The sequence below is a fragment of the Antricoccus suffuscus genome (genome assembly GCF_003003235.1).
Lineage (GTDB): Bacteria > Actinomycetota > Actinomycetes > Mycobacteriales > Antricoccaceae > Antricoccus > Antricoccus suffuscus.
In genome coordinates this window covers 147136-172553 of record NZ_PVUE01000003.1, presented here as the reverse complement: position 1 = coordinate 172553, position 25418 = coordinate 147136, and the positions used below count along the sequence as shown (strand labels likewise).

The window sequence follows — 25418 nt, the reverse complement described above, 5'->3', positions numbered from 1 at the left end:
CCTTCTCGTAGTTTCCAACTGGTGGTCTTGGGTGGGTCGTGCCCTAGCCGAATACGTCACCGGCCAGCCCGATGACAATCGGTACGACGCCGAGGCAGACAAACGCTGGCAAGAAGCACAGCCCCAGCGGAGCCAGCGCGTGGACACCGGCCTTGCGGGCCGAGACCTCGGCGCGGACTCGCCGTTCGGCGCGGGCCGCAGAAGCTAGCTGCGACCACGACGCCGCCAAGGTCGCACCGCTGTCGGCGGAGCGGATAGCCGACCGCGCGACGGGGCCGATGACGGGATCGGCCAGGCGCGATCGCCACGCCGCGTCCGGGTCGTGCCCCATTTCCTGTAGCCGGCTGATCGTGCGGAAGTCGCCGAGCAGACTCGGACCGCACACCTCAGCCGCGGCCGACACGGCACCTGCGGGCGGTGATCCAGAACGCAGCAAAAGCCCCGCCACGTCGAGCACCATAGGCAACTGCCAGATCCGAGCCCGATCGTCTACTCGCTGCTGCCGTAGGCCGGACCTGTGCATGACCACAAAGGCGCCGACCGCGACGAGCGTCGCTCCGACGACACCGCCGATCGACGGGCTAATCACCAGAACGAGCACGAAGACCAGCAGTGCGATAGCTATGCGCGGTCTCGCGCTCGGCGCAGCCTGGTCAGGTGACGTGGACACCTCCGATGGGGCAACGGCGCCCCGACCCGGGTACGCCGATGCGCGGAACGGCGCACGCAGTCCGAATCGACCGGCCGGACGCTGCAGCGGCCACAGCGCTACCGCACACGCGAGCAGTACGACGGCGCCCGTCATGAGAACGACCTGGCCTTGTGCACAATCAATCGAGTCCACGTGACTCCGGCAAGTGTGAGCAGCGTGCCGACAATGAGTACGACGCCGCCCACGGTCGTCTGCGTCAGCGTGTGCAGTGGCCGCGCGCCAATCGCGGAACCCATGAACAGACCGAATACCGGCAATAGCGCGAGCATGCCCGCGGTCGCCGACGGCCCCGCGAGCAGGCTCCGCAGCTCCAGCTGATGACGCCGACGCTCCCGATGGTCTAACTCGATAGCCTCGATCACTTCTGCCAACGGGCATCCGGTATCGAGCGACAGTTTCCACATCTGTCCGACCGAGACCAACAACGGCGCGGACTCAGCCTCAAGAAGTACGGCGATCGGATCGGCGCCGAGTTCGACGGCGCTGGCGGCCGAGGCAAATCCGGCGCGCAGGCCCTCGCTGGCCGTCGCGGAGGCAGCGCGCAGTCCGGCAGACATCGTCTGGCCGGCACGAAGCTCTGCTCCAAGTGCGGCCAGCGCATCGATGTCGTGATCGGCGCTGGACCGCGCCGACCGCTCGGCGATCATCCGCAGACCGCTGTGGGTCAGCGTCACCGCGATCGCGGCACCGGCAATCGCCGTCGGCACACTGATCACAACCAGACCAATCGCGGCACCGCCGCCGGCCGCCGCGCAGACCTGACGCCGGCGCGTCGGCGGCCATCCGGCGACCGACTGGCGCAGGCGGCGCACGTCGGCCAGGCGCGACTCGGCACGGTTCGTCGTACGCCGAAATCCCCGGCGACGTGACGGGGCAACGATGAGCGCGATCCCCAGAAGTCCTACTGCTAAGGGCGTTGTCACGACACACCGCCCGCGAGGAGATCGTCCAAGAGGCCCGCAGACGCCGTGAATCCACCGCGGTCGCTCCAGGCCGTGGACACCGCGAAGTCGTTATCGCGGCCGTCCACGACCGCGATCTGGGCGACATATCGGTCACCGTTCGCGCGGCGCCCTACATGGATAAGTACGTCGATCGCGGAGCTCGCCTGGGCACGGACGGCCTCCAGCGACAAGTCGGCCACGGCGCCCAATGCGCAGAGGCGGCTTGGCACGTCCTGTACGCCGTTGGCGTGTATCGTTCCCGCTCCTCCGCGATGCCCAGTATTGAGAGCCATGAGCAACTCGGCGATTTCGGCGCCGCGCACTTCGCCCACGATTATCCGATCTGGGCGCATCCGAAGTGCCTGGCGCACAAGCGATCTCAGCGCAATCTCGCCGGCACCCTCGATATTGGGCGGGCGCGATAGCAACTTGACCAGTTGGGGATGCTGCGGCCGAAGCTCGTCAGCATCCTCGACCACGAGAATCCGTTCCTTCGGCGCTACGAGGCTCAGCAGCACCGAGAGCAGGGTTGTCTTGCCGCTTCCGGTACCGCCACTGATCAAGAACGACAGTTGCGCGTCGACGATCGCCACAAGCAGGTCGGCGACCTCCGCGGTCATCGACCCCGCGTCAACGAGCCCCGACAGGGTCAGGTGTCGCTGGCGAAGCGTACGAATCGAGATGAGGGCGCAGCCGTGCGCGATCGGTGGAATCACCGCATGCAGGCGCGCGCCGCTCGGCAGTGTCGCGTCGACCCACGGGCTGGCCGCATCGAGCCTACGACCGGCGCGCGCAGCCAGCCGTTGGGCCAGACGAAGTACGTCGAGGTCGGTGCCCAGATCGACGCTCACCCGTTCCAGTCCGGCGCCTCGGTCCGCCCAGATATCGGCGGGCCCATTGACGAGAACGTCGGTGACTGCGTCATCTTGTAGCAGCCCGTCGAGCGGTCCGGCACCTGCGACCTCGGCCTGCGTCAGCTTGAGAAGTTCGAGAAGCTCGCGGTCGGAGACGAGGCCCTGGGTCTCGTCGCGGATCAGCTGCGCTATCTGCGCGACGTCCGCGTCCGTCCGCCCGTCGGCGAGCTTGCGGCGTACCCGATCGATCACCGCCGTCCGGTCGCCGTTCATGTAGGCGCCCCGGCCCGAGCGAGGCGTCGTGGTCGTCCGGTCGTGCGTGTCTCCTGCAGCCCGTCGATGAGCTCGAGGCAGTCACCGACGAACCGGTCTCCGGACCGCACGACCGGATCTCCGGACCGAATCCGGCGGTCGATGGCCCTGATCTCGCTGAGCCACCACACCGACGTCCCGTCCGGACAGTCGACGACCTCGAGGTAGACGTCGTCGGACAGGCACTGCCGGCCGGGCGCGCGAACCGCGACGGCCGACGGCACCTCCAGCTCGCGAAGGAAACGCAAGACCCCTCGCGTGGCCAACGCCCCGCGGATGTCCGCCGTACCCGCGACAACGACTTGGTCAAGCAGCGGACGCACCTCACGAATCGTGCCCGGCGCGGTCGGTATGTCGACGACCGTGAGCCCCGCGGCCTGGCGGGCACCAAGGAGTACGGCGCGACGCGCGCGATCGGGCACCTCGCACATCGGGCTGTCTCGGGCGAATCCCACGACCGCGATGTCGTCAACGGACGGCACCGCTTCGCGCAACGAGCCACCGCTGATCCGACCACTGATGTCGGCCAGCTCGTGCCACGACAGGCCCGACCAGTCCGCGGCGCCGAACTGCAGGTCATAGCCGCCACCAAAGCCGTTGAGGTCGATGATCATCGACGTACCGAATGCGGCGCTCGTTGCCACGGCCAGACCTGCGGCAAGCGTCGACGCGCCGCAGCCGCCGGACGCCCCGATGACACCGATGACCATCCCCTCGTCCGGTACGCCGCCACCGACCACACCAAGCCGGTCGACGAGCCACGGTTCGGATTCGTCCAGCAACACCACGTCCTCGACGCCTAGCGACACGCAGTGCTGCCAGACGGCCTGGTCGACCGAAGACTCGGCGAGTACCAGCACGTCGCCTCGCCGTACCGGGTCCTCCAGCATCACCAGTTCGGCATCCGCGGCGTTGATGAGTACGACGTCGGCCAGCCGCCATCGCACGCCACAGTCAGGCGCCGCCACCGCCTCCCACTCAAAGCCCGCGGCAACCACGATCCGGCGGGCGCGTTCGGACAACGCATCGGTCGCGCCGATATACAGCGCCGTGCGTGCGTGCCGTGTGGCCATGAGGTGCCTCCCGAGGTCGAGTTCGAACTGACCTTCTCGCACCTGGGGCACCTCGCGGTACGCCGAAAACACGATCTGTGGACGACACGCTGCCTGTGGATAACTGCGCACCGGCGTACTAACTGACCGCTCGTCGACGGCGCGGGCACCCATACCCGCAGCGGTTATTCAATATGCTGACGAGCGTGGCTCCTACTGTTAAATCCGCGAACGCCAAACAGGCTGCATTCTTCGACCTCGACAAGACGGTCATCGCCAAGTCGAGTGCCTTGGCGTTCGGCAAACAGTTCTTTGCCGGCGGGCTGATCAACCGGCGCGCCGTCCTTAAGGCCACGTACGCCCAACTGGTCTACATGAGTCCCGGCGCCGACGAGGACCAGATCGAGCGGATCCGCAAACACATCACCGCGATGGCCGCCGGCTGGGACGTAGAGCAAGTCCGCGCGATCGTCGCCGAGACGCTCCACGAGGTCGTCGACCCGCTCGTGTACGACGAAGCAACCGAACTGATCGCCGAGCACAAGGCTGCGGGAAGGCAGATTGTGATCGTTTCAAGCAGTGGCGCCGAAATGGTCGAACCTATCGGAAAAATGCTCGAGGCCGACCATGTGATCGCGACGACGATGGTGGTCGAAGACGGCAAATACACGGGCGACGTTGACTTTTATGCGTACGGCCCGCACAAGGCCACCGCGATGCGCACCCTGGCCGACCATCACGGCTACGACCTTGCGCAGTGCTACGCATACTCCGACTCGGCCACCGACCTGCCGATGCTCGATGCCGTCGGCCACCCCACGGTCGTCAACCCGGACAAGACGCTGCGGACGATCGCCGGACAAAAAGGCTGGCCGGTACTGACATTTCGACACGGCGTATCGCTGGGAGAACGATTCGGGCAGCTGTCAAAGCCCTCCAAGCCGGTCGTCGCAAGCACGGCCGTCGGAGTGGGTGCCGCGATCGCCGGCATCGCCTGGCTATCGTCGCGACGCCACACCAAGGCACACGACCCCGACAATTCGGCGTAGCCATGTCGGACAGCCAGGCCTGGTATGCCGTATTCGCGTGGTTGCTGGTCGCCGCGTGCGGCTATGCGGCGTTCATCTTTGGCCGGTTTGCGCGAGCATCATTCGAGCGCTATCCGCGCGGACACATTCCGACCCGCACCCGTGTCGGCGTGGCCATCTCCATAAACGGACCGCTGGTCGGCTTTGTAATCGGTCTGATTGCGGCGGCTATTACCGGCTACTGGTTGACCAGCGCGCTCGGCACTTTTGTCGGCATCGTCATCGTCACGGGACTCGGCCTCTACCTCGCGCCAAGATAGCTCGGCTATTCGCGCCACCAGCCGAGTTCGGTGACCCCGTCCTCGGCGTACACGTTCGTCAGTATCCACTCCAGCCGGTACGGCGACACCAAGTCATCCAACGCTTGTTCGGTCTGAAGTACGCCGACCCGCACCGGAATCGAGGCACTCAGATTCGGCGCGCGATCATCGATGACGACCTCGTCGACGGACGCGCCGTCAATATCCAACAGTTCCGACTCGACCGCCCGGCGTACCTCGGGGTCGTTCAGCACGTTGCCGAAGATCTGCACACCGAAGAAGTTGCCACGCACGAGCACCGTGGAGTCGGTGCCCTGGATCCGCACGATATCGGACTTGGCCATATCGTCGGCCAGCATCGGCGTCACGGCAAGCCGATAGTCATCGTCCCCAAGCTCGAGCGCCTCCACATCTTCGGTGAGCATGTCCTCGTCGCCGTACGTCACCACATGCAATGTCACCTGCCGAAACGCCTTAGCGTCCGCACCGATACCGACCCATCCCACTCGCGGGTCGCGGTCGCCTCGCTTGTGCACGCCGCCGCAACAAACCCCAAGCTCGGTGCTGCTGGCAAGGTTGACGCCATCTCGCCAACGCGACTGGTGCCCGTCGCGTACGGCGCAGTAACGCGCGACATCCTCAAACGTGTCACGAAGCAGGTCGATCGCTTCGCACTGCAGCGACCCCTCCCGCAGTTCGATCCAGTCAAGTCGATCGAGGTCGTCGTACCTCAGCACGCCGTCGCGGTATCGGTCGTAACGGCCGTACTCCCGCAGATCTCCGAGTAGGTCGTCCCCGATTGTGCTGCGAATCAGGTCCCTCGCATCACCGAAGAAGAGCGCCGACATACCTGCCGATACGCCTACGCCCGGAAGCAGCGCCCAGTTGGCCATCGCGTCATCACCACTAGCCACGAAGGACTGACTCGCAGATCGCCAGCCCTTCGACAGCACCCGCCGACATTGCCGCGCAGCAGTGCACTAACCATGTGGCGACGCCGTCCGGCGTACCGGTCTGGTACGCCGCAAGCGCTGCCGCGTAAGCCTTTTCGTCGTCGGCGTAGCCAACCTCGGGTACGGCGAGCGACTTGGGGTCGACGCCGGTGGAAACCAGCACGATACGCGCCGCTGCGCGCGCGACCACGCCGTTGAGCTGCGCGAAGGGCTGCAGCGCAAGGATTTCGCCGTGCACGACGGCCGCGACGACGACACCGGGCACATCCCTGGAACGCTTCATCCGGACCGTCTCAACCAGCTGCTGCAGTCGTACCGAAACTCCGGGCCTGCTGGATGCCCGCCCGAGGTCGTCCGGGTCGGCGACACCCGCGGCAGCCTGCAAGTGAAGTGCCGCGAGCGCCTGCAGGGGGGCGTGTTCCCACACGTCGGTCTGCCGGCCGACCGCGCCGGACACTCGAAGGCAACCGGTCAGTACCGGGTCCTCGATAGCGCCGGCCCGGACAGCCTCCAACTGGTAGCTCGCGTCCTCAAGTGCGGCCGACGAACGCGCCCCACGCAGCAGTGACTCGGCACTCACCTCGGCGGATTTCTTGCGCAAGACACGGTGCCCGAGCAGGCGATCGACGTCGGCGCGAGACTGCAACGCGGCGTCACGCACGCCCGGCAGGTCCATGAGGGGTGCGAGCGGATCAGCGGTTTCAGTATTAACAGGCACGTGCTCAAGGGTAGGGCGAACCGAGCGTCCAGGCACGAGCACCCGGCAGACATCAGGTCGCGAAGTCATTACACTGCCCTGCATGGCAGATAACCAGAAGCCCGAATTCGACATTCCCAACGACAATCCACCTACTGACCTCCTCCTTGAGGACCTTTCGGTCGGCGACGGCGCCGAAGCGCAGGCCGGCAGCACCGTTGAAGCCCATTACGTCGGCAAGGCCTGGTCCACTGGCCAGCAGTTCGACGCGAGCTGGGACCGCGGCTCCACCCTCGATTTCCCGCTCGGCGCCGGACGCGTCATCCAGGGCTGGGACCAAGGAATCGTCGGCATGAAGGTCGGAGGCCGCCGCAAGATCACCATCCCGCCGCATCTCGGTTACGGCGAGTACGGCGCTCCCGGCGCCATTGCGCCCAACGAGACTCTCGTGTTCGTCGTCGACCTGATGGGCGTCCGCTAGTCCGTCAAAAGTGTTCTCTGGTCGCGAACGGCGGTCGACCCGCGTGAAACCTGCTCTACAGTCGGGACATCCGCATCGCCGAGGCTAGGAACCGTCATGGAGCAGTCCGCGAAGATCATTCAGTTCCCGACTCGCCCCGGCGTACTGCCCGAGGCCGAGCCCGAGAACGCACCGGCACCGCTGATGCGTGAGGTGGTCGGCACGGTGTTGCGCAAACGCCGTCTCGAACAACAGCGCACGCTCAAAGAGGTCGCCGCCGACGCCGCGATGTCGACGCAGTACCTCTCCGAGGTCGAGCGCGGGCGCAAGGAGGTCTCCTCGGAACTGCTCGCCACCATCTCGGCGGCGCTCGGCTTGCGGATGGTCGAGCTCAGCCGCCAGATCCACACGTCGTTCCAGCGCTCGGTCGGTTCGTCGTACGACGCTAAGCTTCTGGCCGCATAGCTTGTGGCTGCACAGCGTTTGGCTGCGTAACGTCTGGCTGCGCGCTCCCGGCTTGTGGCATAGAACGTCCACTTGTGTCACCGACCTCGGTGACACAAGTGGACGCTTGGTGACACAAGGGCGTGCGACAAGCGGACGGCCCTACGGTCACACGGACTGGGTTAGTCGCGGATGGTGATCACTCGGTCGGCGAGCCCGTAGTCGACCGCCTCCTGGGCGCCGAAGATCTTGTCGCGGGCGGTATCCACGCGCAACGTATCGACGGACTGGCCAGTGTGCCGGCTGAGCACTTCTTCGGTTTCCCGACGAATCCGCATGATCTCCTCGGCCTGGATGGACAGATCCGACAGCGAGCCCTCGGCACCACCGGACGGCTGGTGCAGCAACACCCGCGAGTGCGCGAGCACCGAGCGCTTCCCCGGCGCACCCGCGGCCAGCAGTACCGCCGCGGCCGACGCCGCCTGGCCGATACAGAACGTCGACACATCCGGCTTGACGAACTGCATCGTGTCGTAGATGGCCATCAGTGCGCTCGACGAGCCGCCGGGCGAGTTGATATAGAGGTTGATCTCCTGGTCGGCGCTGTCAGCCTCGAGGTGAAACAGTTGCGCGATGACGACATTGGCGACACCGTCGTCGATCTCGGTGCCGAGGAAGATGACCCGTTCGGACAGCAGCCGGCTGAATACGTCGTAGGCCCGCTCACCGCCGGCGACCTTCTCGACGACCGTTGGAATCGTGTACTGGCTCATTGCTTACAGCCCCGCCCTTGCTGGTTCGGGTCGTACGTCGGCCAGCGACGACACGACGTGGTCGACGATGCCGTACTGGCGGGCTTGTTCGGCGGTAAACCACCGATCCCGGTCGGCATCGGCCTCGATCGTCGCAATGTCCTGCCCGGTGTGCTCCGACAACAGCCTAAACATCAGATCCTTGGTGTACTTGATGTTTTCGGCTTGAATTGCGATATCCATCGCGGTCCCGCCGATCCCTGCCGAGCCTTGATGCATCATCACCCGCGTGTGCGGCAGGCTGTAGCGCTTGCCCGGAGTGCCCACGGTCAGCAGGAACTGGCCCATGCTCGCGGCCAGACCCATACCGAGCGTGCTCACGTCGTTAGGGATCGCGCGCATCGTGTCGTAAATGGCCAGCCCGGCGCTGACCGAACCGCCCGGTGAGTTGATGTAAAGGCTGATGTCGCGCCGCGCGTTCTCCGCGGAGAGCAACAGCAGCTGCGCGCAGATTCGGTTGGCGACGGCGTCGTCGACCGCCGTACCCAGCACGATGATCCGCTGATCCAGCAGCCGTCCGGAGAGCGTGTCGTCGAAGCCGGCTGGTCTGGCCTGTTCGGAGTTCTCGATGGTCATGTCCGTCCCTTTCTTGGTACGCCGCGACAGAACGCATCGCGGTTCGATCCCACGGTCGTCCGTGACGCTGCGCGGCGCCATCGAATCTGCCGACGGCAGATCTGCTCGGAGCAGAACGGCGACGGTGACCGGCTGTGGAACCGCACCAGGGTCGACGCGCCTTTCGGTCCCTACTAGATTGGGAATCAGTTCAGCAGTCCAGTGACGACACACGCGGGAGTGACTCAATGCCAGAAAACCCAGCAATCGATAACCTGCTCAACGAAACCCGCCGGTTCCCGCCGTCGAAGGACTTCGCTGCCAACGCAAATGTGACCGAGGAGGCGTACGCCGAGGCCGACGCCGACTTCGAGGCTTTCTGGGCCAAGCAGGCGCGACGGCTGACCTGGGAGACCGAGCCGACCCAAAACCTCGACTGGTCCAACCCGCCGTTCGCGAAGTGGTTTGCCGACGGCAAGCTCAACGCGGCGTACAACTGCGTGGATCGGCACGTCGAGGCCGGCAAGGGCGACAAGGTCGCCTACTACTTCGAGGGCGAGCCGGGTGACACTCGCACGATCACCTACGCAGATCTCAAGGACGAGATCAGCCGTGGCGCTAATGCGCTCATCGAGCTCGGCGTCAAGGCCGGCGACACAGTCGCGATCTACATGCCGATGATCCCGGAGACCATCTTCGCGATGCTGTCGTGTGCTCGGATCGGCGCCATCCATACCGTGGTCTTCGGCGGCTTCTCCGCCGACGCACTGTCGACCCGTATCCAGGACTGCAACGCGAAGGTCGTGGTTACCGCTGACGGCGGCTACCGTCGTGGCGCACCGAGCGCCCTCAAGCCCGCGGTTGACAAGGCACTCGAGTCTTGCCCCGACGTGCACACCGTGCTTGTGGTCGAGCGCACCAAGCAGGACACCCACATGCAGGACGGCCGGGACAAGTGGTGGCACGACTACGTCGGCAAGCAGTCCAGTGAGCACACTCCAGAGGCGTTCGACGCCGAGCATCCGCTCTACGTCATGTACACCTCGGGCACCACGGGCAAGCCGAAGGGCATCTTGCACACGACGGGCGGCTACCTCGTCGGCTGCGCCTACACGCACTGGGCGCTGTTCGACCTCAAGGCCGACACCGACATCTTCTGGACAGCCGCAGACGTCGGCTGGGTGACCGGCCACTCCTACATCGTCTACGGACCGCTCGCCAACGGCACCACATCGGTGATGTACGAAGGCACTCCCGAGACCCCGCATCGCGGTCGTTGGTGGGAAATCGTCCAGAAATACAAAGTGACGATCCTGTACTGCGCGCCGACAGTCATCCGCACGTTCATGAAGTGGGGCGAGGAGGTACCGGCGCGGTTCGATCTGACCAGCCTGCGGCTGATCGGTAGCGTCGGCGAACCGATCAACCCGGAGGCCTGGATCTGGTATCGCCGGGTCATTGGCGCGGACCGTACGCCGGTCGTCGATACCTGGTGGCAGACCGAGACCGGATCCAGCATGATCGCCCCGCTACCTGGCGTGACCGCCGCGAAGCCAGGTAGCGCGATGCGCGCCATACCAGGCATTTTCACCGACGTCGTCGATGACACCGGCAAGTCGGTTCCGAACGGATCCGGCGGCTACCTTGTCGTCACCAAACCGTGGCCATCGATGCTGCGCACGGTGTACGGCGACGATCAGCGCTACGTCGACACCTACTGGTCGCGCTTCAAGGACGTCTACTTCGCCGGCGACGGGGCGAAGAAGGACGGTGACGGCGACGTGTGGGTCCTTGGCCGCGTCGACGATGTCATGAACGTGTCCGGTCACCGCATGTCCACCACGGAGATCGAGTCCGCGCTCGTGTCGCACGTGAAGGTGGCTGAGGCTGCTGTCGTCGGCGCTACCGATGCGGACACCGGGCAGGCCATTGTGGCATTTGTGATTCTGCGCGGCGAGCTGCCCGAAGAGGAGCAGGGACCTGAGCTGATCACCGAGCTGCGCAACCATGTCTCCACCCAGATCGGCCCGATCGCGAAACCGCGGCAGATCATGGTCGTGCAGGAGCTGCCGAAGACGCGTTCGGGCAAGATCATGCGTCGCCTGCTGCGCGACATCGCCGAAAAGCGCGAGATCGGCGACGTCACGACGCTTGCCGACTCCACCGTGATGGATCTGATCCAGGAAAACCTCGCGAAGTCGACGGCCACCGATGACTAGCCGCACGCCGACCCTGAGGAGTCGAGCAGCCTGAGCCGCCGTACCAAAAACAAAAAGCGCCGCCGGATCAAAGAACGACGGGTACGGCTAGCCGAGTCCCGACACGACAACCGCGCTACTCGGCTGGCCCGTCGCGCAGTCGCGCGGGACCGGTCGATGACCCGGCAGGCCTTCGACGATGCCGTGCAGTACCTCCGCACGGAGACCATCGGTGGGCTCGTCATGCTCGGCGCCGCCGTGCTGGCTCTGATCATCGCCAACACGCCCTGGCGGTCGGCGTACCACTCGATCCTGGGGACCGAGATCGGACCGGCCGCGCTGCACCTGGACCTCACCGTCTCGGAATGGATTTCCGACGGGCTTCTGGCGATCTTCTTCTTTGTCGTCGGCTTGGAGCTGAAGCGTGAGTTGGTCATCGGGCAGCTGCGCAGCGTCAAACGCGCAATGCTTCCGGTCTTCGCAGCGTTCGGCGGGATGCTGGTGCCCGCGCTCATCGCGTTCTCGATCTCGCACGGAGCGCCCGGCGCTGAGAAGGCGTGGGCAGTCCCCCTAGCGACCGACATCGCCTTCGCAGTCGCGGTTCTGGCGATCATCGCGTCCAACCTGCCCAGCGGTGTCCGGGTGTTTCTGCTCAGCGTGGCCGTCGTCGACGACCTGGGCGCCATCATCGTGATCGCGACCGTATTCACCACTGGCGTCAGCTTCCTCAGCCTCGGAATCGCGGCGGTGCTCCTAGTCGGGTACGCCGCACTGCAGAAGCTACGTTTCCAGGGCGCGCTGACCGCGATTCTCTATATACCGCTGGGACTCGCCGTGTGGTACTTCGTGCACAACAGCGGTATCCATGCCACGATCGCCGCTGTCGCGCTCGGGCTGCTCACCCGCGTCAAGGGCGACCCGGGCGAGGAGGATCCCCCCGCCGTACGGATCGAACATCTCGTCCAGCCCTTCTCATCTGGATTTGTTGTACCGATCTTCGCGCTCGGCGCGGCCGGGGTGACTCTCAGCGGCGGGGACCTGGCGCGCTTGTTCACCGATCCGGTGGCCATCGCCATCATGGTGGGGCTCGTCTTCGGCAAGCCGATCGGCGTGTTCCTAGGATCGTTCGTGTCCGTCAAGGCCCGCCTCGCGGCGTTACCCCGCAATCTGGACTGGTCGGACATCGCATCTGTGGGCTTGATCGCGGGCATCGGGTTCACCGTTTCCCTACTGATCGCGGAGTTGGCGTTCGACGACGAGGCGCATATCGCCGTCGCAAAGACCGCCGTCCTGCTCGCGTCCGCGATAGCCTCGGTGATAGGTGCCGTCGTACTGAGGTTCCGGTCTCGTCGATACGCGCACATGGCGGACGAGACTGGGTCTGACTAACGTCCGTGACGACACCTGAGAAGATAGACATCCATACCGAACGCCGAGGAGACTCCATGACGATCCCCGATACCCGCTACGCCGCTGTGGAGGAGACCGAAGTCGCCCACCCATCGGTCGGCACACTCGTCAAAGAGGCATCCGATCACCTGTCGACGTTGGTACGTTCGGAAGTCGAGCTCGCCAAGACCGAAGTCAAGGCGGAGGTCAAGAAGGCAGCCACGGGCAGCATCTCGCTCATCGTCGCCGGTGTACTGGTTCTCGTCGCGCTACCGTTCATCTTCGTAACCCTCGCCGAGGTGCTCATCCTGATCGGCCTGCCTCGCTGGGCTGGCTATGCCTGCATCGTCGGGTTCTTCTTCGTCCTTGCGGCGCTGTTTGGCCTCATCGGGTTGCGCAAGATCAAGAAGATCAAAAAACCAGAACGCACCGTGAGCTCGATGAAGAAGAACTCCGAGATCGCGCGCGCCTTCAAGAAGCCCGAAAAGGCAGCCTAAGCTCGCCGTAGCACAGCAACCGCTTAACGTCACTCATGTCCGGTAACGGCACGAGCCGCATCCTGGCAGACGGTCCCTGGACCCATCGCGAGATCTCCGCCAACGGCATTCGCCTGCATATTGCCGAAGCCGGCAAAGGCCCGCTCGTCGTACTGCTGCATGGGTTTCCACAGAACTGGTGGATGTGGCGGCACCTCATCCCGCGGCTTGCCGATGCCGGCTACCACGTGGTGGCGCCGGACCTGCGTGGCTTCGGCGCGAGTGACAAACCGCCGCGCAGCTACGACCTGATGACCGTGTCCGGTGACGTCGGGGGCCTGATCCGGGCGCTCGGCGCCCGCGAGGCGACCGTGATCGGTCACGACATCGGCGGCCTCGTCGCCTGGACTACGGCGGCGCTACATCCGGGCGTCGTACGCGGGCTCGGCGCGGTCAGCGCTCCGCATCCGCGCCGACTACGCCGCGAGCTGATTTCCAGCAATGCGCAGCGCCGGGCGCTCGCGCACGCTTTTGCCTATCAGCTTCCTCGGGTGCCGGAGTCCCAGTTGACGAGCGACAACGGCGCCGAGGTTCGCGAGATCATGCGCAAGTGGACCGGGCCGGATTGGGCTCATACGACCGACTTCGCTTACGCCACCGAGGTTTATCGCCAGGCGATGTGCGTGCCTCAGGCGGCGTACGGCGCGGCCGAGTACTTCCGCTGGATGATGCGCTCGCTGGCCCGACCGGACGGCGCGCGGTTCGCGAAGTCGTTGGCGGTGCGGATCGACGTACCGGTGTTGCAGTTGCAGGGTTGGCTCGACCCGGTGCTGTTGCCGCAGACATCGGACGGCTCATCGGCGTACGTCGCCGGACCGTACGAGTCGCACTATTTCGACAACCTGGGGCACTTCCTGCCAGAAGAGGACCCCGAAACGGTTGGCGCTCTGATCGAGGAGTGGCTGCTCACTCTCTAATCTCACGACCACGCTGTACGGCGCGTCTACTCTCTGATACCCGCAGTCGAACGTTAGGGGACCGACCGTGAGCCGAGAGACTATGACGGACATTGCCAGCCGCGTGGACGGCCAGGACTGGCGCGCGCTGACGACCGAATTGGACCACGCCGGTAGCGCCCTGACCGGCCCCATAATGACGCCGGCCGAATGCGCCCAGATCATCGAGATGTACGACGAGGACGCCCGCTTCCGCAGCACCATCGACATGGAGCGCTATCGGTTTGGCAAGGGCGAATACCGTTACTTCGATAACCCCGTGCCCGACCTCATCGACCGGCTACGGCACGCGTTCTACCCGCGTCTGCTGCCGATCGCGCAGGACTGGGCCGCGAAGCTGGGCAAGGATGCGCCGTGGCCCGCGTCGTACGACGAGTGGCTAGGTCAGTGCCACGCGGCCGGCCAGACCAAGCCGACACCGATCTTGCTCAAGTACGGCGAGGGCGACTGGAACGCCATGCATCGCGATATCTACGGCGAGCTCGTCTTCCCGATGCAGGTCGTGATCGGGCTTAACCGGCCCGGCGAAGATTTCACCGGAGGCGAGTTCATGATGCTCGAGCAACGGCCCCGCGCGCAGTCCCGCGGCATCTGCCGCGTCCTGGAGCAAGGTCACGGGCTGATCTTCACCACTCGTGAACGGCCGGTCTTGGCCAAGCGTGGCTGGGTCCTCGGCCCGATGCGACACGGCGTCAACGAGGTGCGGTCCGGCGTACGGCACACCCTCGGGCTCGTGTTGCACGACGCGGCCTGAGCCCGCCGCCGATGCCGGCGGGTCGGGCCTAGCCGGCGCAGGAGCCGGTGTCGACCTGCTTCGTCGCCTTCGCACCCGTGGTAAGCGCGTCCGAGACCTGATTTTGCGTCAGCGCGTACCCCACCTCGCTGTTGTCTGTCGCGGAGGCGAACACCACGCCGAGCACGGACCCGTCCGGCGCGAGCAGCGGCCCGCCGGAGTTGCCCTTGATCACGTGCGCCTTGAGTGCGTAGACGTCGCGGACTACGGTGCCGGTGTCCCGGAAGTTGGGGCCGCTGATCTCACCACTTGTGCGGATCTTGGCCGCCTGCGCCTGGTACGGACCACCGCCGGGATAGCCGGCCACCACCGCATCATCGTCGGAGGCGGCACGTTTGGGATTGATCGGCAGTGTCGGCAGCGTAAGACCGGGGACCTTGAGTACCGCGACGTCGGTCTGCTCGTCGTTGTAGACCACGGTCGCGTCCCGTACGCCGTTGATCGTCTGCACTTCGACCGACGAGGTACCCGCGACCACGTGCGAGTTGGTCAGCACCCGCTCGGGCGCAAACACGAAGCCGGAGCCGTCAATGATCCGCGAGCACTGGTCGGCCGTTGCCTGCACCTTGACTACCGACTTGCCGGCCTGCACTATCGCCGGTGTGCTGGGCAGCCCCGCCTTGGGCGGACCGACCTCGACGGCGGTCGACTGCGTCAGAGGTCCGAGCACGTCGGGTAGGCCCTGGCTGGAAATCGACTGTTTGATCGATGCATAGAGGTCGCGCGCCGAGTTGGGTACGGCGTCATCAATCAGCGGCAGAAGTTTCGAGGACTTGATCGCGGCAGATACTTGCGGAGATGTCGATACTGCCAGCGGAAGCGCGACCACCCAGCACAGCAGGACCGCGATGGTTGCCGAAACCAGGCCACCGAGCACCCGGTCCACGCGTCTGGCCGAACTCCACCGCACCCTCTTCTTGATTCGCGTGCCGACGAAGTTGGCGATCGCCTGACCGCCGAGCGCGAAAAGCACCAGCACGGCGACGACGACTCCGATACGGGTCGCGACCGTGTCGATCCGGTTGCCGATAAACACGGCCAGCCGGATACCGACCACCAGGCCGACGACAAATCCGACAAACGAGGACACCGACTGGATAAGCCCATGGTGATAGCCGAGTGCTGCGAAGCACACGACGAGGAGTACGACGATGACGTCGGCGATCATGCGGGGTCGCTCATGCAGTGACGATCATGCGGTAACGATCAGAGTGCCTTTTTGACCAAGCGACTCGTGGAACGTGCAGACAAACGGGAAGTCACCGGGCGTCACATCGAAGGTTATCGACTTGCTCGTCTTGGGCGCGAGGTAGGGGATCTCTGCGGTCGGCCCGCCCGGCTTGAACACGAGGTTGTGGGTGGCCGCCGTCGCCTTGTTGACCAACGTCAGTTTGATCGTGCCGGGCTGGGCCTTGATGGTGGACGGCACGAATCGGTAGTTGTCGCTCGCATCGATCTCGACCTCCTGTACGCCGGACGCGTTGGGCTTGAGGGTAACGGTGTCCTTCTGCGGCTGCGCCTTCTTGTTTTCCTCATCGACCGACTTTTGGGCGGCTCCTGTGCAGGCTGCCAGTCCCAACACCGCCGCCCCGAGCCCGACGGCGAGCACGCCTCGGCGACCCATCTGCCGTTCGAAGATTGGCAGAGTCTCAGGTGATTCGGTCATCTCATGTACCTCTCCGGCAGAAGCCGCTCGGTTGTCTCGTCCCAGGCCGAGGCAAATCCGCCCAGATCCAAGAGCCTGTCTAGTACGCCGGCGGTGAAACCCCAGATAAACAGTCCATCGACCTCAAAGGCGGGGCCCCGGTAGCCCATCGGGTGGGTGACGGTGAAGCGGTGCGCCGGGTCGACGAGCGCACTGATCGGGACGCGTTCGACGCGCGCGACCTCGGCCGGTTCACGCACGTGCACCTCGTAGTCGCCGTCGGCCCAGGCCAGCACCGGTACGACGGCAAACCCGCTGCGCGGGATGTAGAGATCGGGCATCACCGAAAGCGGATGGACGGCGGTCGGGTCGAGCCCGACCTCCTCCTCCGCCTCGCGCAGTGCCGTGCCGATCGACCCGCCGTCGCCCGGGTCGGTCGAACCACCCGGGAAGCTGACCTGTCCACGATGGTTACGCATGGTGCTCGACCGCTGCGTCAGCAGTACGTCGGGCCCGGCGGCCGACTCCCCCACGAGGACGAGCACCGCCGCTTCACGCGAGCCTGTCTCCGGCGGCCCCGATCGCATCAGGTCATCGCGGGTGCTGGTCCTGAGCTTGTCGACCAGCGGTGCGAGGAAGTCCGGCGCCCGTTCGGGTTCGGGTTTACGCAGCGGGCTGGGTGCACTCACTGAACATCCACTCCCAGGTCCTTCTTGACGGTCTCGCGCAGCTCGGCGGCATCTTTGAACGGGCCGACGTGGGTCGCAACAATCTTGCCCTTCGCGTCGATCAGAATCGAGTTGGGTAGCCCCATCAGCCCGGTCTTCTTCACGACCTGCCCAGAGGTGTCAAGGACGTTGGGAAAGGTGACGCTTTCGTCGGCCACGAACGACGTCGCCGCGCTGCGGGTATCACTGGTGACGACGCCGAGCACCTGCACCTTGCCGGCAGCCGCCGTGTAGAACTGCTCCAAGATCGGCATCTCGGTGCGGCACGGGGCGCACCACGCCGCCCAGAAGTTGACCACGGTAGGAACGCCAGGGGCGCCGTTCAGCTTCAGCTTCTTGTCCGCGGTGAGACACACCAGCGTGACATCCGGAAGGCGTTTGTCCGCCGCGACGGAACTATCTGGCGCACCGAACTCGGCCGGGCACAGGCTCGGATCGCCGGTCGCCGGCTCACTGGGCGCTGCCGCGGTGCCGCTCGGTGTGGGTTCGTCGGCCGAATTTGCAGTCGACGGGGCGCATCCGGTGACGGCGACGAGCGCGCAACCCAGCGCGATGAGCAGCTTCCTCATGATGGTTTGAGGGTACGTCGAACCGTCAACGGAAGTCAGCGGCGGTCTTGACCAGGCGTGATGCGACTTCGGGCTCGGTCGGGCCTTCGCCGTACGACGGGCACATCGCGGCCAATGTGCACGCGCCGCAGGCCGGCTTGCGGGCGTGGCAGACCCGGCGGCCATGAAAGATGATCCGGTGGCTGACGATCGTCCAGTCTTTCTTGTCGATCAGATCGCCGACCGCGTGCTCGACCTTGACGGGGTCTTCCAGTTCGGTCCACCCCCAGCGGCGTACGAGCCGCCCGAAATGCGTGTCGACCGTGAGGCCCGGGATATCAAATGCGTTGCCGAGGATGACGTTGGCGGTCTTGCGGCCGATTCCCGGCAGCCTGACCAGGGCATCCAGCCGCGGCGGCACCTGGCCGTCGTACTCCTCGACCAGCTGTTGGCCCAGGTTGATCAGCGAGCTCGTCTTGTTGCGGAAGAAACCCGTCGAGCGGATCATCTCCTCGAGTTCGGCACGGTTTGCGCCCGCGTACGCCGCCGCATCGGGATAGGCCTTGAACAGCGCCGGGGTGACCATGTTGACCCGCTTGTCGGTGCATTGCGCCGACAGGATGGTGGCCACCGCGAGCTCGAGTGGCGTCGTGAAATCAAGCTCGCAGTGCGCGTCCGGATAGACCTCCCCGAGTTCACGGGCCATTGCGCGCGCGCGTCGTTTGCGTCCAAGGGCTGTCTCGGTGTCCCAATTTCGCCTGGTCTTCCTCACCGGTTTGCTCGTCGCACTGCCGTCCCCACTAAGCTTCGCCATGCTTCTTAGCCTAAGCGCAGCCGCCGACAGTTTGGCGACCGTACCTACGGCGTCGACGACCTGCGCATATGATGGTGAGTTGAGTTCGTCGGGCGCGTTTCGGCCAAGCCTGTTGTCGTAATTCCACGGCGTACGGCAAGATATGGGGAGAGGTTCGTCATATCGATGTCAAGCTCCGTTTGCTCGACGTTCCGACAGACATGAATACGCGACTGAAAGGGCACACGATGGCCGCATTGCTCGTCGTGCTTTTCCCTATCGCCGTACTGCTTTTCCTGCTCGGGATGGAGCGTGTCGAAGCGCCCCTACGCCGGGGCAATGACACCGATGACGTCGAGCGGTTCCTGGACTCCGCCAAGCAGGAAGATGTCGACGCGATCATCTCCGGCGGCCTCCGCAAGGCAATGGAGCGCTGGCGATCGCGTCGATTCGGCGGCCTGTTGCCGCGCAACGGTCGCCGAGGGCGCAAAGCGGCCAGACGTAGCCGTGACATTGTCAAGCCTGAGCCCGCCGTACTCGGAGGCTCGAGCACCGACAGCTCGGAGCCGGAGGACGGCCAATCTGGCGAGACCGCCGACACGAGCAAGTAACAACTTTCAACTAACCGCAGCAGCGACTAAATTAAGATCCAGGTCACCAGGCCTGACGATCAGGAGGAACACGTGGACGAGGTACTTCAGCGCGCCGGACTATTCCAAGGCGTCGACGAGGAAGCATCGGAGGCGCTGGCGCGATCATTCGAATTCCTCGATCTCGCCCGTGGTGCCGTCATCTTTAAGGAAGGCGAGCAGGGCGACAGCCTTTATATCGTGCTCGCCGGCAAGGTCAAGATCGGACGCAAGTCCGCCGACGGCCGCGAAAACCTGCTCGCCGTGATGGGCCCGTCCGACCAGTTCGGCGAGTTGTCGCTGTTCGATCCGGGCCCCCGTACCTCGACCGCGTCGGCGCTGACCGACGTACGGGTCGCGCGGCTGCCCAAGTCCGCCCTGCGCCCCTGGCTCACCGACCGCCCCGACCTTGCCGAACGCCTGCTTCGCGTGATCGCGCGGCGGCTGCGGCGTACCAACAACATCGTCGCTGACCTGATCTTCACCGACGTACCCGGCCGTGTCGCCAAGGCGTTGCTGAGCCTGTCGAAGCAGTTCGGTCAGCAGGAAGGTGACAACCTGCGTGTCACCCACGACCTGACCCAGGAAGAGCTGGCCCAGCTGGTCGGCGCTTCCCGAGAGACCGTCAACAAGGCACTCGCGGACTTCGCGCAGCGCTCGTGGCTGCGCCTCGAGGGCAAGAGCGTCATCATCCTGGATGCCGAGCGTCTGGCCCGCCGCGCCCGCTAGCCCTGAATCGCCTCCCAAGGTCGGATTTGGTCGCATACACCCGACCAAATCCGACCTTGGAGCGTTAATCGGGGTTTCCACAGGCGGGCGTGTCGTCCACAGTTCGCCTCCCGCGCCAGTCGCGTAGGTACGCCGGGCGCTCATTCTCGGCTCTATGCATGAACGCAAGGCGATCCCGAAATCGCTCATGGACCTCGGCCGTGCCCAAAGTGGCATCGTCACGACCACCCAGATCACCCAAACGGGACTGAGTCGGCACACCGTGCGGCGTCTTGTCGATGACCGCATCTGGACGAAGCTGGACCGTGGCTTATATCTCCTGCACAGTGGCGCGCCATCTTGGCTCTCCTACGTGCACGCCGGCCTCGCACTCGCCGGGCCCGATTCCTACACGACGACCGATACGGCCGCTGCCCTGCACGGGCTGACCACCCAACGGCAGCTACCTATTCATGTCGCCATCTCGGACCGTCGCGGGGTGCAGAGTCGTGCGTGGCTGCAAATTCACCGACCGACCCAGTTGCCATCCAGGCTTGTGCACAGCGGGCCAGCGCGACCACCGATCCACGACGTCGTACTGGACATGTGCGCCGCGAGTACGCCGGGCGATGTCGCCGGCTGGATCTACGACGCGGTCGGCAGCTCTAAAACGACGCCAGCGATCCTGCTCGCGACGCTCGGCGAACGCGGACGCATCGCCAACCGCGACTTGATCTACTCAACCCTGCTTGACGTGCGCGACGGCATCAACAGCCACCTCGAATACGACTTCCTACACCGAGTCGAAAGACCGCATGGGCTGCCGCCGATGACGCGTCAGTTCGTCGTACCGGAAACCGGAAGACGCGCGGACGGCGCTTACGAGGAGTTCCGGCTACTGATCGAACTCGACGGCGAGCAGTGGCACACCGGACAACAAGTGTTCCGAGACCGCGAACGCGACAACCGACACTCCGCGATCGGCTGGCGATCGATGCGCTTCGGCCGCCGCGACATACACGGCAACCCGTGCGGAGTTGCGCGCGACGTGGCGACTGATATCGGCTCAGGCGGTTGGGCCGGAAAAATGAAGCGCTGTGCCCGCTGCCCTTAAACCCCGCTCTCGCGGTCGGATTTGGTCGCATACACCCGACCAAATCCGACCTTGGAGCACTATTGACTGGAGTCGAGATCTAGGCCGGTGCCGGGTGGGGTGTGTTCGTCAGGGACGGGTTCGTACGACGTACGAATCCGTAGCTCACCACCCCACAGCTCGCTCGGCAGGTCGTCCGGGTTGTCGAACGCGCCGCCGGTGCGCACCTTGGCCGAGGCCTCGTTGATCGGCAGCGCAAACACCCAGGCCTGCGCGAGTTCCTTGCGCGAGGGTGCCCGTACGACGGCCGACCGGCCCGGCACCTGCTTCTCCAGCAGCGCCACGAACATCTCCCGCTTGACGTCCTCGTCATCGACGTACGCCGGAGTGCCGAACAGTACGACGGAGCGGTAGTTCATCGAGTGCATCCGTACCGATCGGGCGAGGACGAGCCCGTCGATGGTGGTGACGCCGAGGCATACCTCGATCCCCGACTGCAATCGCTGGCCGAGCGGCGAACCGGCCGCGCAGTGGATATACACCGCGTCACCGCGGCGTACGAACATCATCGGGATCAGCCGTGGCAACCCGTCGTGAGCCATCGCGAGGTGGCTGATCAGGCCCGCGTCGAGCGCGTCGTCGATCGTTGCCCGGTCGTAGTGCCCACGACCCGGATAACGGGTGACCGCCGTACGTTCGCTTGGTGCGGCATCGGCAGACGAGCTCATACCCGCACCTCGGCGTAGCGCGATCGCTGCTGCGCCAGCTGGTCACGGTACGACGCGACGTTGCGCAGCTTGATGCCCTCGTAGCCGCGTACGACGTCGGGCAGTCGTGCGATCTGCACGGCGATCCCCACGTTGGCCACGTCAAGCGTCGGCAGCAGGCCGGCGATCACGACTCGGTACTCCTCGATCAGCTCGCGTTCGACTTGCCTTACTTCGGCCTTGCCAAAGGGATCGAGTCGGGTGCCACGGACTTTGCGCATCGCATACAGTGCCCGGAACATCTGCTTTCCCGCGGCCTGCGGGATGGCGATCTTGTTTTCCATCCCGAGTGCCCGCAGCATCGGCGGGTGCAGTCGGTAGGAGTACGTCGCCGCGTCGCCGAACTGCGTCTTGATGTCGTCCGCGAGCTGCGGGTCGAGACTGAGCCGGGCGACCTCGTATTCGTCCTTGTAGGCCATCAGCTTGAACAGGTATTTCGCGACCGACTCGGTCAACTCGGTCGACCCGAGCGGCGCCTCGGCGGCCCGCACCTGCTCGACGAACGACGCGTAGGACTTCGCATACTTCTTGTCCTGGTACGCCGTTAACTCTCCCGCCCGCAGCGCGACCAGCCGTTCCAACTCGGACCCGGCGACCGCGCGCACCACGCGGCCGACGGCAACCCCGACGTTGCTCGGCGCTTCGACCGCCGGAGCGGGCGCTTCGACGCCGAGGCCGTCGATGGCGGCGTACACCGCCGCGGGGTCGCTGATGATCTGGCGGCCGCGCCGGAACGCCTGGACATTGGCATCCACCGCGACGCCGTTGAGTGTGATCGCCTCCTCGATGCTGGCGGCCGGGATCGGCAGCGCGCCGGCCTGGTACGCCGCCCCGACGAGAAACATGTTGGCGTACTGGTCGTCGCTGAATAGTCCGCGGGTCGCCATCCGGGCATCGACAAATGCGTTGAGCGACGCGCGGCTGACGGCGTTGATACGTCCGAGCGTCTGATCGCCGTCCGGGAAGCCGACGGTCGTGTCGGTGATCATCGCGCCGGTCGGCACCTCCGACGTACTGACCACGGCGACGGTGCGCGCGGGCGAGGCGACGGTGAGGTTTGCATCGGTCGCACCGACCAGTACGTCGCAGCCGAGGTAAAGATCGCAGTCGCCGGCACTGATCTTGTTGGCGGCGTTTAGCGGTGCCATGCCGACCTTGACGTCCGATACGACGGCGCCGCCCTTCTGCGCCAGGCCGAGCTGGTCGAGGGTGCGCACGTGGCGACCGGCGATGACGCCCGCGTTGGCGACAATCTGCGCGACGGTCACGATGCCGGTGCCGCCGATGCCGGTAAACCTGATCGCGAACTCTTCCTGCGGCACAACAAAAGTAGGCTCGGGCAACGACGATGCCGACAGCGCGGCAACAGCCGGTTTCGCGCCACGCCCCGTCGACACGCCAGGGGTGATCGTCAGGAACGACGGACAGTCACCGTCCAGACAGGAGAAGTCCTTGTTGCACGACTGCTGATGGATCTGGGTCTTGCGGCCGAACTCGGTCTCGACCGGCTGCACGGACAGGCAGTTGGACTTGGCGCCGCAGTCGCCGCAGCCCTCACAGACCCGTTCGTTGATAAACGCCCGCTTGTCCGGTTCGGCGACGATGTTGCGCTTGCGTTTACGCCGCAGCTCGGTCGCGCATTCCTGGTCGTGGATCAGCACGGTGACACCGGGGATAGCCGCCAGCTGCTCCTGCGTCTCGAGCAGCCGGTCGCGGTGCCGTACGTCGACCCCGTCGGCGAGGGCGACTCCTTTGTAGCGGTCGGGATCCTCAGTGGTGACGATGATTTTCTTGACGCCTTCGGCGAGCAGCATGCGTGTCAGGTTGGGCACGCTCATGCCGCCGACGGCCTGCTGCCCGCCGGTCATCGCGACCGCGGAGTTGTAGAGCAGCTTGTAGGTGACGTTGACGCCGGAGGCCACGACCGCCCGCAGCGCAAGGCTTCCGGAGTGGTGGAACGTGCCGTCGCCGATGTTCTGGAAGAGGTGCTTGTCCTCCACGAACGGCGAGATCCCGATCCACGCGGCGCCCTCGCCTCCCATCTGGCACAGCCCGATCATGTCCCCGACCCGTTCGCTGGGAAGCATCAAAGCCAGGGCGTGGCAGCCGATCCCGCCACCGACGGTCGAACCCTCGGGTACAACGGTCGACCGGTTGTGCGGGCAACCCGAGCAGAAGTACGGCGTCCGCGCCAGCAGCGGCAACATCGTGCGCCGGGTCGAGACAGGAGCCGGTGCCGCCTTGGCCTCGAGCCACGCACTCACCGACGGGATCTCCAGCCGGGCAGACAGTCGCGCCGCCAGCGCCGCGGCAATGGTGTCCGCACCGAGATCGTTGTCCGCGCGCAGCAGCGGCTTGCGGTCTGGGTCGAGCTTGCCGGACACGGCCGGTGCACCGGCGCGCCCGTAGAGTACGTCCTTGAGGTTGGTCTCGATGAAGGCGCGCTTCTCCTCCACCACGATGATCTCGGTGAGGCCGTCGGCGAAGTTTTCGATCTGCGCGTCGACCAACGGCCACGCGAGTCCGAGTTTCAGGATCCGGATCCCGTGCCGCTCGAGGGCCCCCGCGTCGATGCCGAGGTTGCCCAGCGCCTCGAGCACGTCGAGGTGCGCGATCCCGGAGGTGACGATGCCGATCGTCGCATCCTGCGCCCCGGTGACCTTGTTGATCGCGTTGGCGGCGGCGTACCGGCGGGCGAGCTCGAGGCGCGGCCCCATCATCGACTTCTCGAGCACGGCGAGATTGGGACCGAGGAACTGCGCGCTCGGCGTGTGCACGTACGGCGTGCCATCGAAGGTGTTGTCCGGCAGTGACGGTACGACGCGATCCGGCGAGACAAGCGCCGAACCGGCCCCGTCGGCGACGTTGGTCGCGACCTTCATGCCCACCCACAGGCCACAGAATCGGGACATCGCGATGCCGTGCAGCCCAAGGTCGAGCACATCTTGCGGGTCACACGGCGCAAGCACGGGCATACCCAGCTCGGACATCGCGATCTCCGATCCGCTCGGGACCGTGGAAGATTTCGCGATCGCGTCGTCACCGACGAGCGCCAGTACGCCGCCAGAGGGGTGGGTGCCGCCGAGGTTGGAGTGCCGGATCGCGTCTGACGCACGGTCGAGGCCGGGCGCCTTTCCGTACCAGAATCCCGCGACACCGGACTTGGTCGCCGTGTCCATCAGCGGCGCGAGCTGGCTACCTTCCACCGAGTCGGCCGCGAGCTCCTCGTTGAGGCCCGGCTGAAACTCGATCTGGTACTTCTCCAGCAGATCCCGGTTGCGGCCGAGCTCCAAGTCGTAGCCAGCCAGCGGCGACCCTTCGTAACCGGAGACAAACGCAGCCGAGTTACGGCCCGCACGCTCGTCCAGCCGGCGTACGTCCATCGGAAGCCGGACGAGCGCCTGCACGCCGCTCAGATAAATCGAACCGTCCTCGACCCGGTAACGGTCCTTCAGGTTCATGCGCGGGTGCACGGTGGTCATGACGACTCCT

The 25418-nt window shown here is 65.4% G+C and carries 27 protein-coding genes; 12 read left to right on the top strand and 15 right to left on the bottom strand.

Annotated elements, in window-relative coordinates; all coding sequences use genetic code 11:
* Positions 1-43: 43 nt before the first annotated feature.
* The 4 genes from CLV47_RS05895 to ssd are packed head-to-tail and all read right to left on the bottom strand — an operon-like array spanning position 44 to position 4048.
* Positions 44-805, bottom strand: a complete 762-nt coding sequence (locus CLV47_RS05895; RefSeq protein ID WP_106348081.1) for a type II secretion system F family protein — start codon at positions 803-805, stop codon at positions 44-46.
* Positions 802-1635, bottom strand: a complete 834-nt coding sequence (locus tag CLV47_RS05890; protein ID WP_146135298.1) for a type II secretion system F family protein — start codon at positions 1633-1635, stop codon at positions 802-804. The genes CLV47_RS05895 and CLV47_RS05890 overlap by 4 nt, the downstream gene beginning before the upstream one ends.
* The gene (locus tag CLV47_RS05885) at positions 1632-2783 is read right to left on the bottom strand and encodes a TadA family conjugal transfer-associated ATPase (RefSeq protein ID WP_106348079.1); all 1152 of its coding nucleotides are present in this window, start codon (positions 2781-2783) and stop codon (positions 1632-1634) included. Before CLV47_RS05885 ends, CLV47_RS05890 begins: the two co-directional genes overlap by 4 nt.
* Positions 2780-4048 carry a septum site-determining protein Ssd gene (gene ssd, locus CLV47_RS05880; protein WP_106348078.1) on the bottom strand — a complete coding sequence of 423 codons (1269 nt, stop codon included), beginning with the start codon at positions 4046-4048 and terminating at the stop codon, positions 2780-2782. The genes CLV47_RS05885 and ssd overlap by 4 nt, the downstream gene beginning before the upstream one ends.
* A 32-nt stretch (positions 4049-4080) precedes the next feature.
* On the opposite strand from ssd, the gene CLV47_RS05875 reads away from it, so the two are divergent.
* Positions 4081-4923, top strand: coding sequence for an HAD family hydrolase (locus tag CLV47_RS05875; protein ID WP_238145246.1), 843 nt, complete (start codon positions 4081-4083; stop codon positions 4921-4923).
* Between the two features lie 2 nt (positions 4924-4925).
* Positions 4926-5222 (top strand): hypothetical protein, encoded by a 297-nt coding sequence (locus CLV47_RS05870; protein WP_106348076.1) that lies wholly within the window; start codon positions 4926-4928, stop codon positions 5220-5222.
* 5 nt (positions 5223-5227) lie between these two features.
* On the opposite strand, the gene CLV47_RS05865 is transcribed toward CLV47_RS05870, so the two are convergent.
* Positions 5228-6136 (bottom strand): hypothetical protein, encoded by a 909-nt coding sequence (locus CLV47_RS05865; protein ID WP_106348075.1) that lies wholly within the window; start codon positions 6134-6136, stop codon positions 5228-5230.
* Positions 6129-6893 (bottom strand): oxidoreductase, encoded by a 765-nt coding sequence (locus CLV47_RS05860; RefSeq protein ID WP_202862412.1) that lies wholly within the window; start codon positions 6891-6893, stop codon positions 6129-6131. The genes CLV47_RS05865 and CLV47_RS05860 overlap by 8 nt, the downstream gene beginning before the upstream one ends.
* Before the next feature lie 82 nt (positions 6894-6975).
* Between CLV47_RS05860 and CLV47_RS05855 the strand changes: the two genes are divergently transcribed.
* Complete coding sequence (locus CLV47_RS05855; RefSeq protein WP_106348073.1) at positions 6976-7353, top strand: FKBP-type peptidyl-prolyl cis-trans isomerase; 378 nt, start codon at positions 6976-6978, stop codon at positions 7351-7353.
* 96 nt (positions 7354-7449) lie between these two features.
* The gene (locus CLV47_RS05850) at positions 7450-7797 is read left to right on the top strand and encodes a helix-turn-helix domain-containing protein (protein ID WP_177557496.1); all 348 of its coding nucleotides are present in this window, start codon (positions 7450-7452) and stop codon (positions 7795-7797) included.
* Between the two features lie 161 nt (positions 7798-7958).
* Here CLV47_RS05850 and CLV47_RS05845 read toward each other — a convergent pair whose 3' ends face one another.
* Together CLV47_RS05845 and CLV47_RS05840 are read right to left on the bottom strand one after the other, a co-directional pair.
* Complete coding sequence (locus CLV47_RS05845) at positions 7959-8549, bottom strand: ATP-dependent Clp protease proteolytic subunit (protein WP_106348072.1); 591 nt, start codon at positions 8547-8549, stop codon at positions 7959-7961.
* A 3-nt stretch (positions 8550-8552) separates the two neighbouring features.
* Complete coding sequence (locus tag CLV47_RS05840) at positions 8553-9164, bottom strand: ClpP family protease (protein ID WP_106348187.1); 612 nt, start codon at positions 9162-9164, stop codon at positions 8553-8555.
* Between the two features lie 227 nt (positions 9165-9391).
* Here CLV47_RS05840 and acs point away from each other — a divergent pair, with 227 nt between their 5' ends.
* The 5 genes from acs (at position 9392) to CLV47_RS05815 (ending at position 14976) form a co-directional block, all read left to right on the top strand.
* The gene (gene acs / locus CLV47_RS05835; protein WP_106348071.1) at positions 9392-11362 is read left to right on the top strand and encodes an acetate--CoA ligase; all 1971 of its coding nucleotides are present in this window, start codon (positions 9392-9394) and stop codon (positions 11360-11362) included.
* A gap of 156 nt (positions 11363-11518) precedes the next feature.
* Positions 11519-12730: a Na+/H+ antiporter NhaA gene (gene nhaA, locus CLV47_RS05830; protein WP_106348070.1), complete on the top strand. Its 1212-nt coding sequence runs from the start codon at positions 11519-11521 to the stop codon at positions 12728-12730.
* A 56-nt stretch (positions 12731-12786) separates the two neighbouring features.
* The gene (locus CLV47_RS05825) at positions 12787-13227 is read left to right on the top strand and encodes a phage holin family protein (protein ID WP_106348069.1); all 441 of its coding nucleotides are present in this window, start codon (positions 12787-12789) and stop codon (positions 13225-13227) included.
* A gap of 35 nt (positions 13228-13262) precedes the next feature.
* The gene (locus CLV47_RS05820) at positions 13263-14183 is read left to right on the top strand and encodes an alpha/beta fold hydrolase (protein WP_106348068.1); all 921 of its coding nucleotides are present in this window, start codon (positions 13263-13265) and stop codon (positions 14181-14183) included.
* Between the two features lie 67 nt (positions 14184-14250).
* A complete protein-coding gene (locus tag CLV47_RS05815; RefSeq protein ID WP_202862411.1) occupies positions 14251-14976 on the top strand; it encodes a 2OG-Fe(II) oxygenase in 726 nt (241 codons plus the stop codon).
* A 28-nt stretch (positions 14977-15004) separates the two neighbouring features.
* On the opposite strand, the gene CLV47_RS05810 is transcribed toward CLV47_RS05815, so the two are convergent.
* The 5 genes from CLV47_RS05810 to nth are packed head-to-tail and all read right to left on the bottom strand — an operon-like array spanning position 15005 to position 18750.
* Positions 15005-16183: a MarP family serine protease gene (locus CLV47_RS05810; protein WP_106348067.1), complete on the bottom strand. Its 1179-nt coding sequence runs from the start codon at positions 16181-16183 to the stop codon at positions 15005-15007.
* A 24-nt stretch (positions 16184-16207) separates the two neighbouring features.
* Positions 16208-16681 carry a cupredoxin domain-containing protein gene (locus tag CLV47_RS05805; protein WP_106348066.1) on the bottom strand — a complete coding sequence of 158 codons (474 nt, stop codon included), beginning with the start codon at positions 16679-16681 and terminating at the stop codon, positions 16208-16210.
* On the bottom strand, positions 16678-17349 hold the full coding sequence (locus CLV47_RS05800; protein WP_106348065.1) for an NUDIX hydrolase: 672 nt from the start codon (positions 17347-17349) through the stop codon (positions 16678-16680). The genes CLV47_RS05805 and CLV47_RS05800 overlap by 4 nt, the downstream gene beginning before the upstream one ends.
* Complete coding sequence (locus CLV47_RS05795) at positions 17346-17957, bottom strand: redoxin family protein (RefSeq protein ID WP_106348064.1); 612 nt, start codon at positions 17955-17957, stop codon at positions 17346-17348. The genes CLV47_RS05800 and CLV47_RS05795 overlap by 4 nt, the downstream gene beginning before the upstream one ends.
* 25 nt (positions 17958-17982) lie before the next feature.
* Positions 17983-18750, bottom strand: a complete 768-nt coding sequence (gene nth / locus CLV47_RS05790; RefSeq protein WP_106348063.1) for an endonuclease III — start codon at positions 18748-18750, stop codon at positions 17983-17985.
* A gap of 200 nt (positions 18751-18950) precedes the next feature.
* Here nth and CLV47_RS22210 point away from each other — a divergent pair, with 200 nt between their 5' ends.
* The 3 genes from CLV47_RS22210 to CLV47_RS05775 all read left to right on the top strand — a co-directional run bounded on the left by CLV47_RS22210 (position 18951) and on the right by CLV47_RS05775 (position 21180).
* Positions 18951-19340, top strand: a complete 390-nt coding sequence (locus CLV47_RS22210; RefSeq protein WP_177557494.1) for a hypothetical protein — start codon at positions 18951-18953, stop codon at positions 19338-19340.
* 72 nt (positions 19341-19412) lie between these two features.
* Positions 19413-20087, top strand: a complete 675-nt coding sequence (locus CLV47_RS05780; RefSeq protein ID WP_106348062.1) for a Crp/Fnr family transcriptional regulator — start codon at positions 19413-19415, stop codon at positions 20085-20087.
* Positions 20088-20241: 154 nt separating this feature from the next.
* Entirely contained in the window at positions 20242-21180 is a 939-nt protein-coding gene (locus CLV47_RS05775) for a type IV toxin-antitoxin system AbiEi family antitoxin domain-containing protein (RefSeq protein ID WP_106348061.1), read from the top strand.
* Between the two features lie 59 nt (positions 21181-21239).
* Here CLV47_RS05775 and CLV47_RS05770 read toward each other — a convergent pair whose 3' ends face one another.
* Both CLV47_RS05770 and CLV47_RS05765 read right to left on the bottom strand, forming a co-directional pair.
* The gene (locus tag CLV47_RS05770; RefSeq protein WP_106348060.1) at positions 21240-21887 is read right to left on the bottom strand and encodes a pyridoxamine 5'-phosphate oxidase family protein; all 648 of its coding nucleotides are present in this window, start codon (positions 21885-21887) and stop codon (positions 21240-21242) included.
* Positions 21884-25408: an indolepyruvate ferredoxin oxidoreductase family protein gene (locus tag CLV47_RS05765; RefSeq protein WP_106348059.1), complete on the bottom strand. Its 3525-nt coding sequence runs from the start codon at positions 25406-25408 to the stop codon at positions 21884-21886. Before CLV47_RS05765 ends, CLV47_RS05770 begins: the two co-directional genes overlap by 4 nt.
* Positions 25409-25418 lie beyond the last annotated feature (10 nt).

What these genes read in the sequence shown, in the direction of transcription:
- CLV47_RS05870 (WP_106348076.1), top strand. Translation starts at nt 4,926, where the DNA reads ATGTCGGACAGCCAGGCCTGGTATGCCGTATTCGCGTGGTTGCTGGTC.
- CLV47_RS22210 (WP_177557494.1), top strand. Translation starts at nt 18,951, where the DNA reads ATGAATACGCGACTGAAAGGGCACACGATGGCCGCATTGCTCGTCGTG.
- CLV47_RS05850 (WP_177557496.1), top strand. Translation starts at nt 7,450, where the DNA reads ATGGAGCAGTCCGCGAAGATCATTCAGTTCCCGACTCGCCCCGGCGTA.
- nhaA (WP_106348070.1), top strand. Translation starts at nt 11,519, where the DNA reads ATGACCCGGCAGGCCTTCGACGATGCCGTGCAGTACCTCCGCACGGAG.
- CLV47_RS05825 (WP_106348069.1), top strand. Translation starts at nt 12,787, where the DNA reads ATGACGATCCCCGATACCCGCTACGCCGCTGTGGAGGAGACCGAAGTC.
- CLV47_RS05770 (WP_106348060.1), bottom strand. Translation starts at nt 21,887, where the DNA reads ATGAGCTCGTCTGCCGATGCCGCACCAAGCGAACGTACGGCGGTCACC.
- CLV47_RS05840 (WP_106348187.1), bottom strand. Translation starts at nt 9,164, where the DNA reads ATGACCATCGAGAACTCCGAACAGGCCAGACCAGCCGGCTTCGACGAC.
- acs (WP_106348071.1), top strand. Translation starts at nt 9,392, where the DNA reads ATGCCAGAAAACCCAGCAATCGATAACCTGCTCAACGAAACCCGCCGG.
- CLV47_RS05855 (WP_106348073.1), top strand. Translation starts at nt 6,976, where the DNA reads ATGGCAGATAACCAGAAGCCCGAATTCGACATTCCCAACGACAATCCA.
- nth (WP_106348063.1), bottom strand. Translation starts at nt 18,750, where the DNA reads ATGGCGAAGCTTAGTGGGGACGGCAGTGCGACGAGCAAACCGGTGAGG.
- CLV47_RS05775 (WP_106348061.1), top strand. Translation starts at nt 20,242, where the DNA reads ATGCATGAACGCAAGGCGATCCCGAAATCGCTCATGGACCTCGGCCGT.
- CLV47_RS05805 (WP_106348066.1), bottom strand. Translation starts at nt 16,681, where the DNA reads ATGACCGAATCACCTGAGACTCTGCCAATCTTCGAACGGCAGATGGGT.
- CLV47_RS05795 (WP_106348064.1), bottom strand. Translation starts at nt 17,957, where the DNA reads ATGAGGAAGCTGCTCATCGCGCTGGGTTGCGCGCTCGTCGCCGTCACC.
- CLV47_RS05810 (WP_106348067.1), bottom strand. Translation starts at nt 16,183, where the DNA reads ATGATCGCCGACGTCATCGTCGTACTCCTCGTCGTGTGCTTCGCAGCA.
- CLV47_RS05765 (WP_106348059.1), bottom strand. Translation starts at nt 25,408, where the DNA reads ATGACCACCGTGCACCCGCGCATGAACCTGAAGGACCGTTACCGGGTC.
- CLV47_RS05820 (WP_106348068.1), top strand. Translation starts at nt 13,263, where the DNA reads ATGTCCGGTAACGGCACGAGCCGCATCCTGGCAGACGGTCCCTGGACC.
- CLV47_RS05895 (WP_106348081.1), bottom strand. Translation starts at nt 805, where the DNA reads ATGACGGGCGCCGTCGTACTGCTCGCGTGTGCGGTAGCGCTGTGGCCG.
- CLV47_RS05845 (WP_106348072.1), bottom strand. Translation starts at nt 8,549, where the DNA reads ATGAGCCAGTACACGATTCCAACGGTCGTCGAGAAGGTCGCCGGCGGT.
- ssd (WP_106348078.1), bottom strand. Translation starts at nt 4,048, where the DNA reads ATGGGTGCCCGCGCCGTCGACGAGCGGTCAGTTAGTACGCCGGTGCGC.
- CLV47_RS05885 (WP_106348079.1), bottom strand. Translation starts at nt 2,783, where the DNA reads ATGAACGGCGACCGGACGGCGGTGATCGATCGGGTACGCCGCAAGCTC.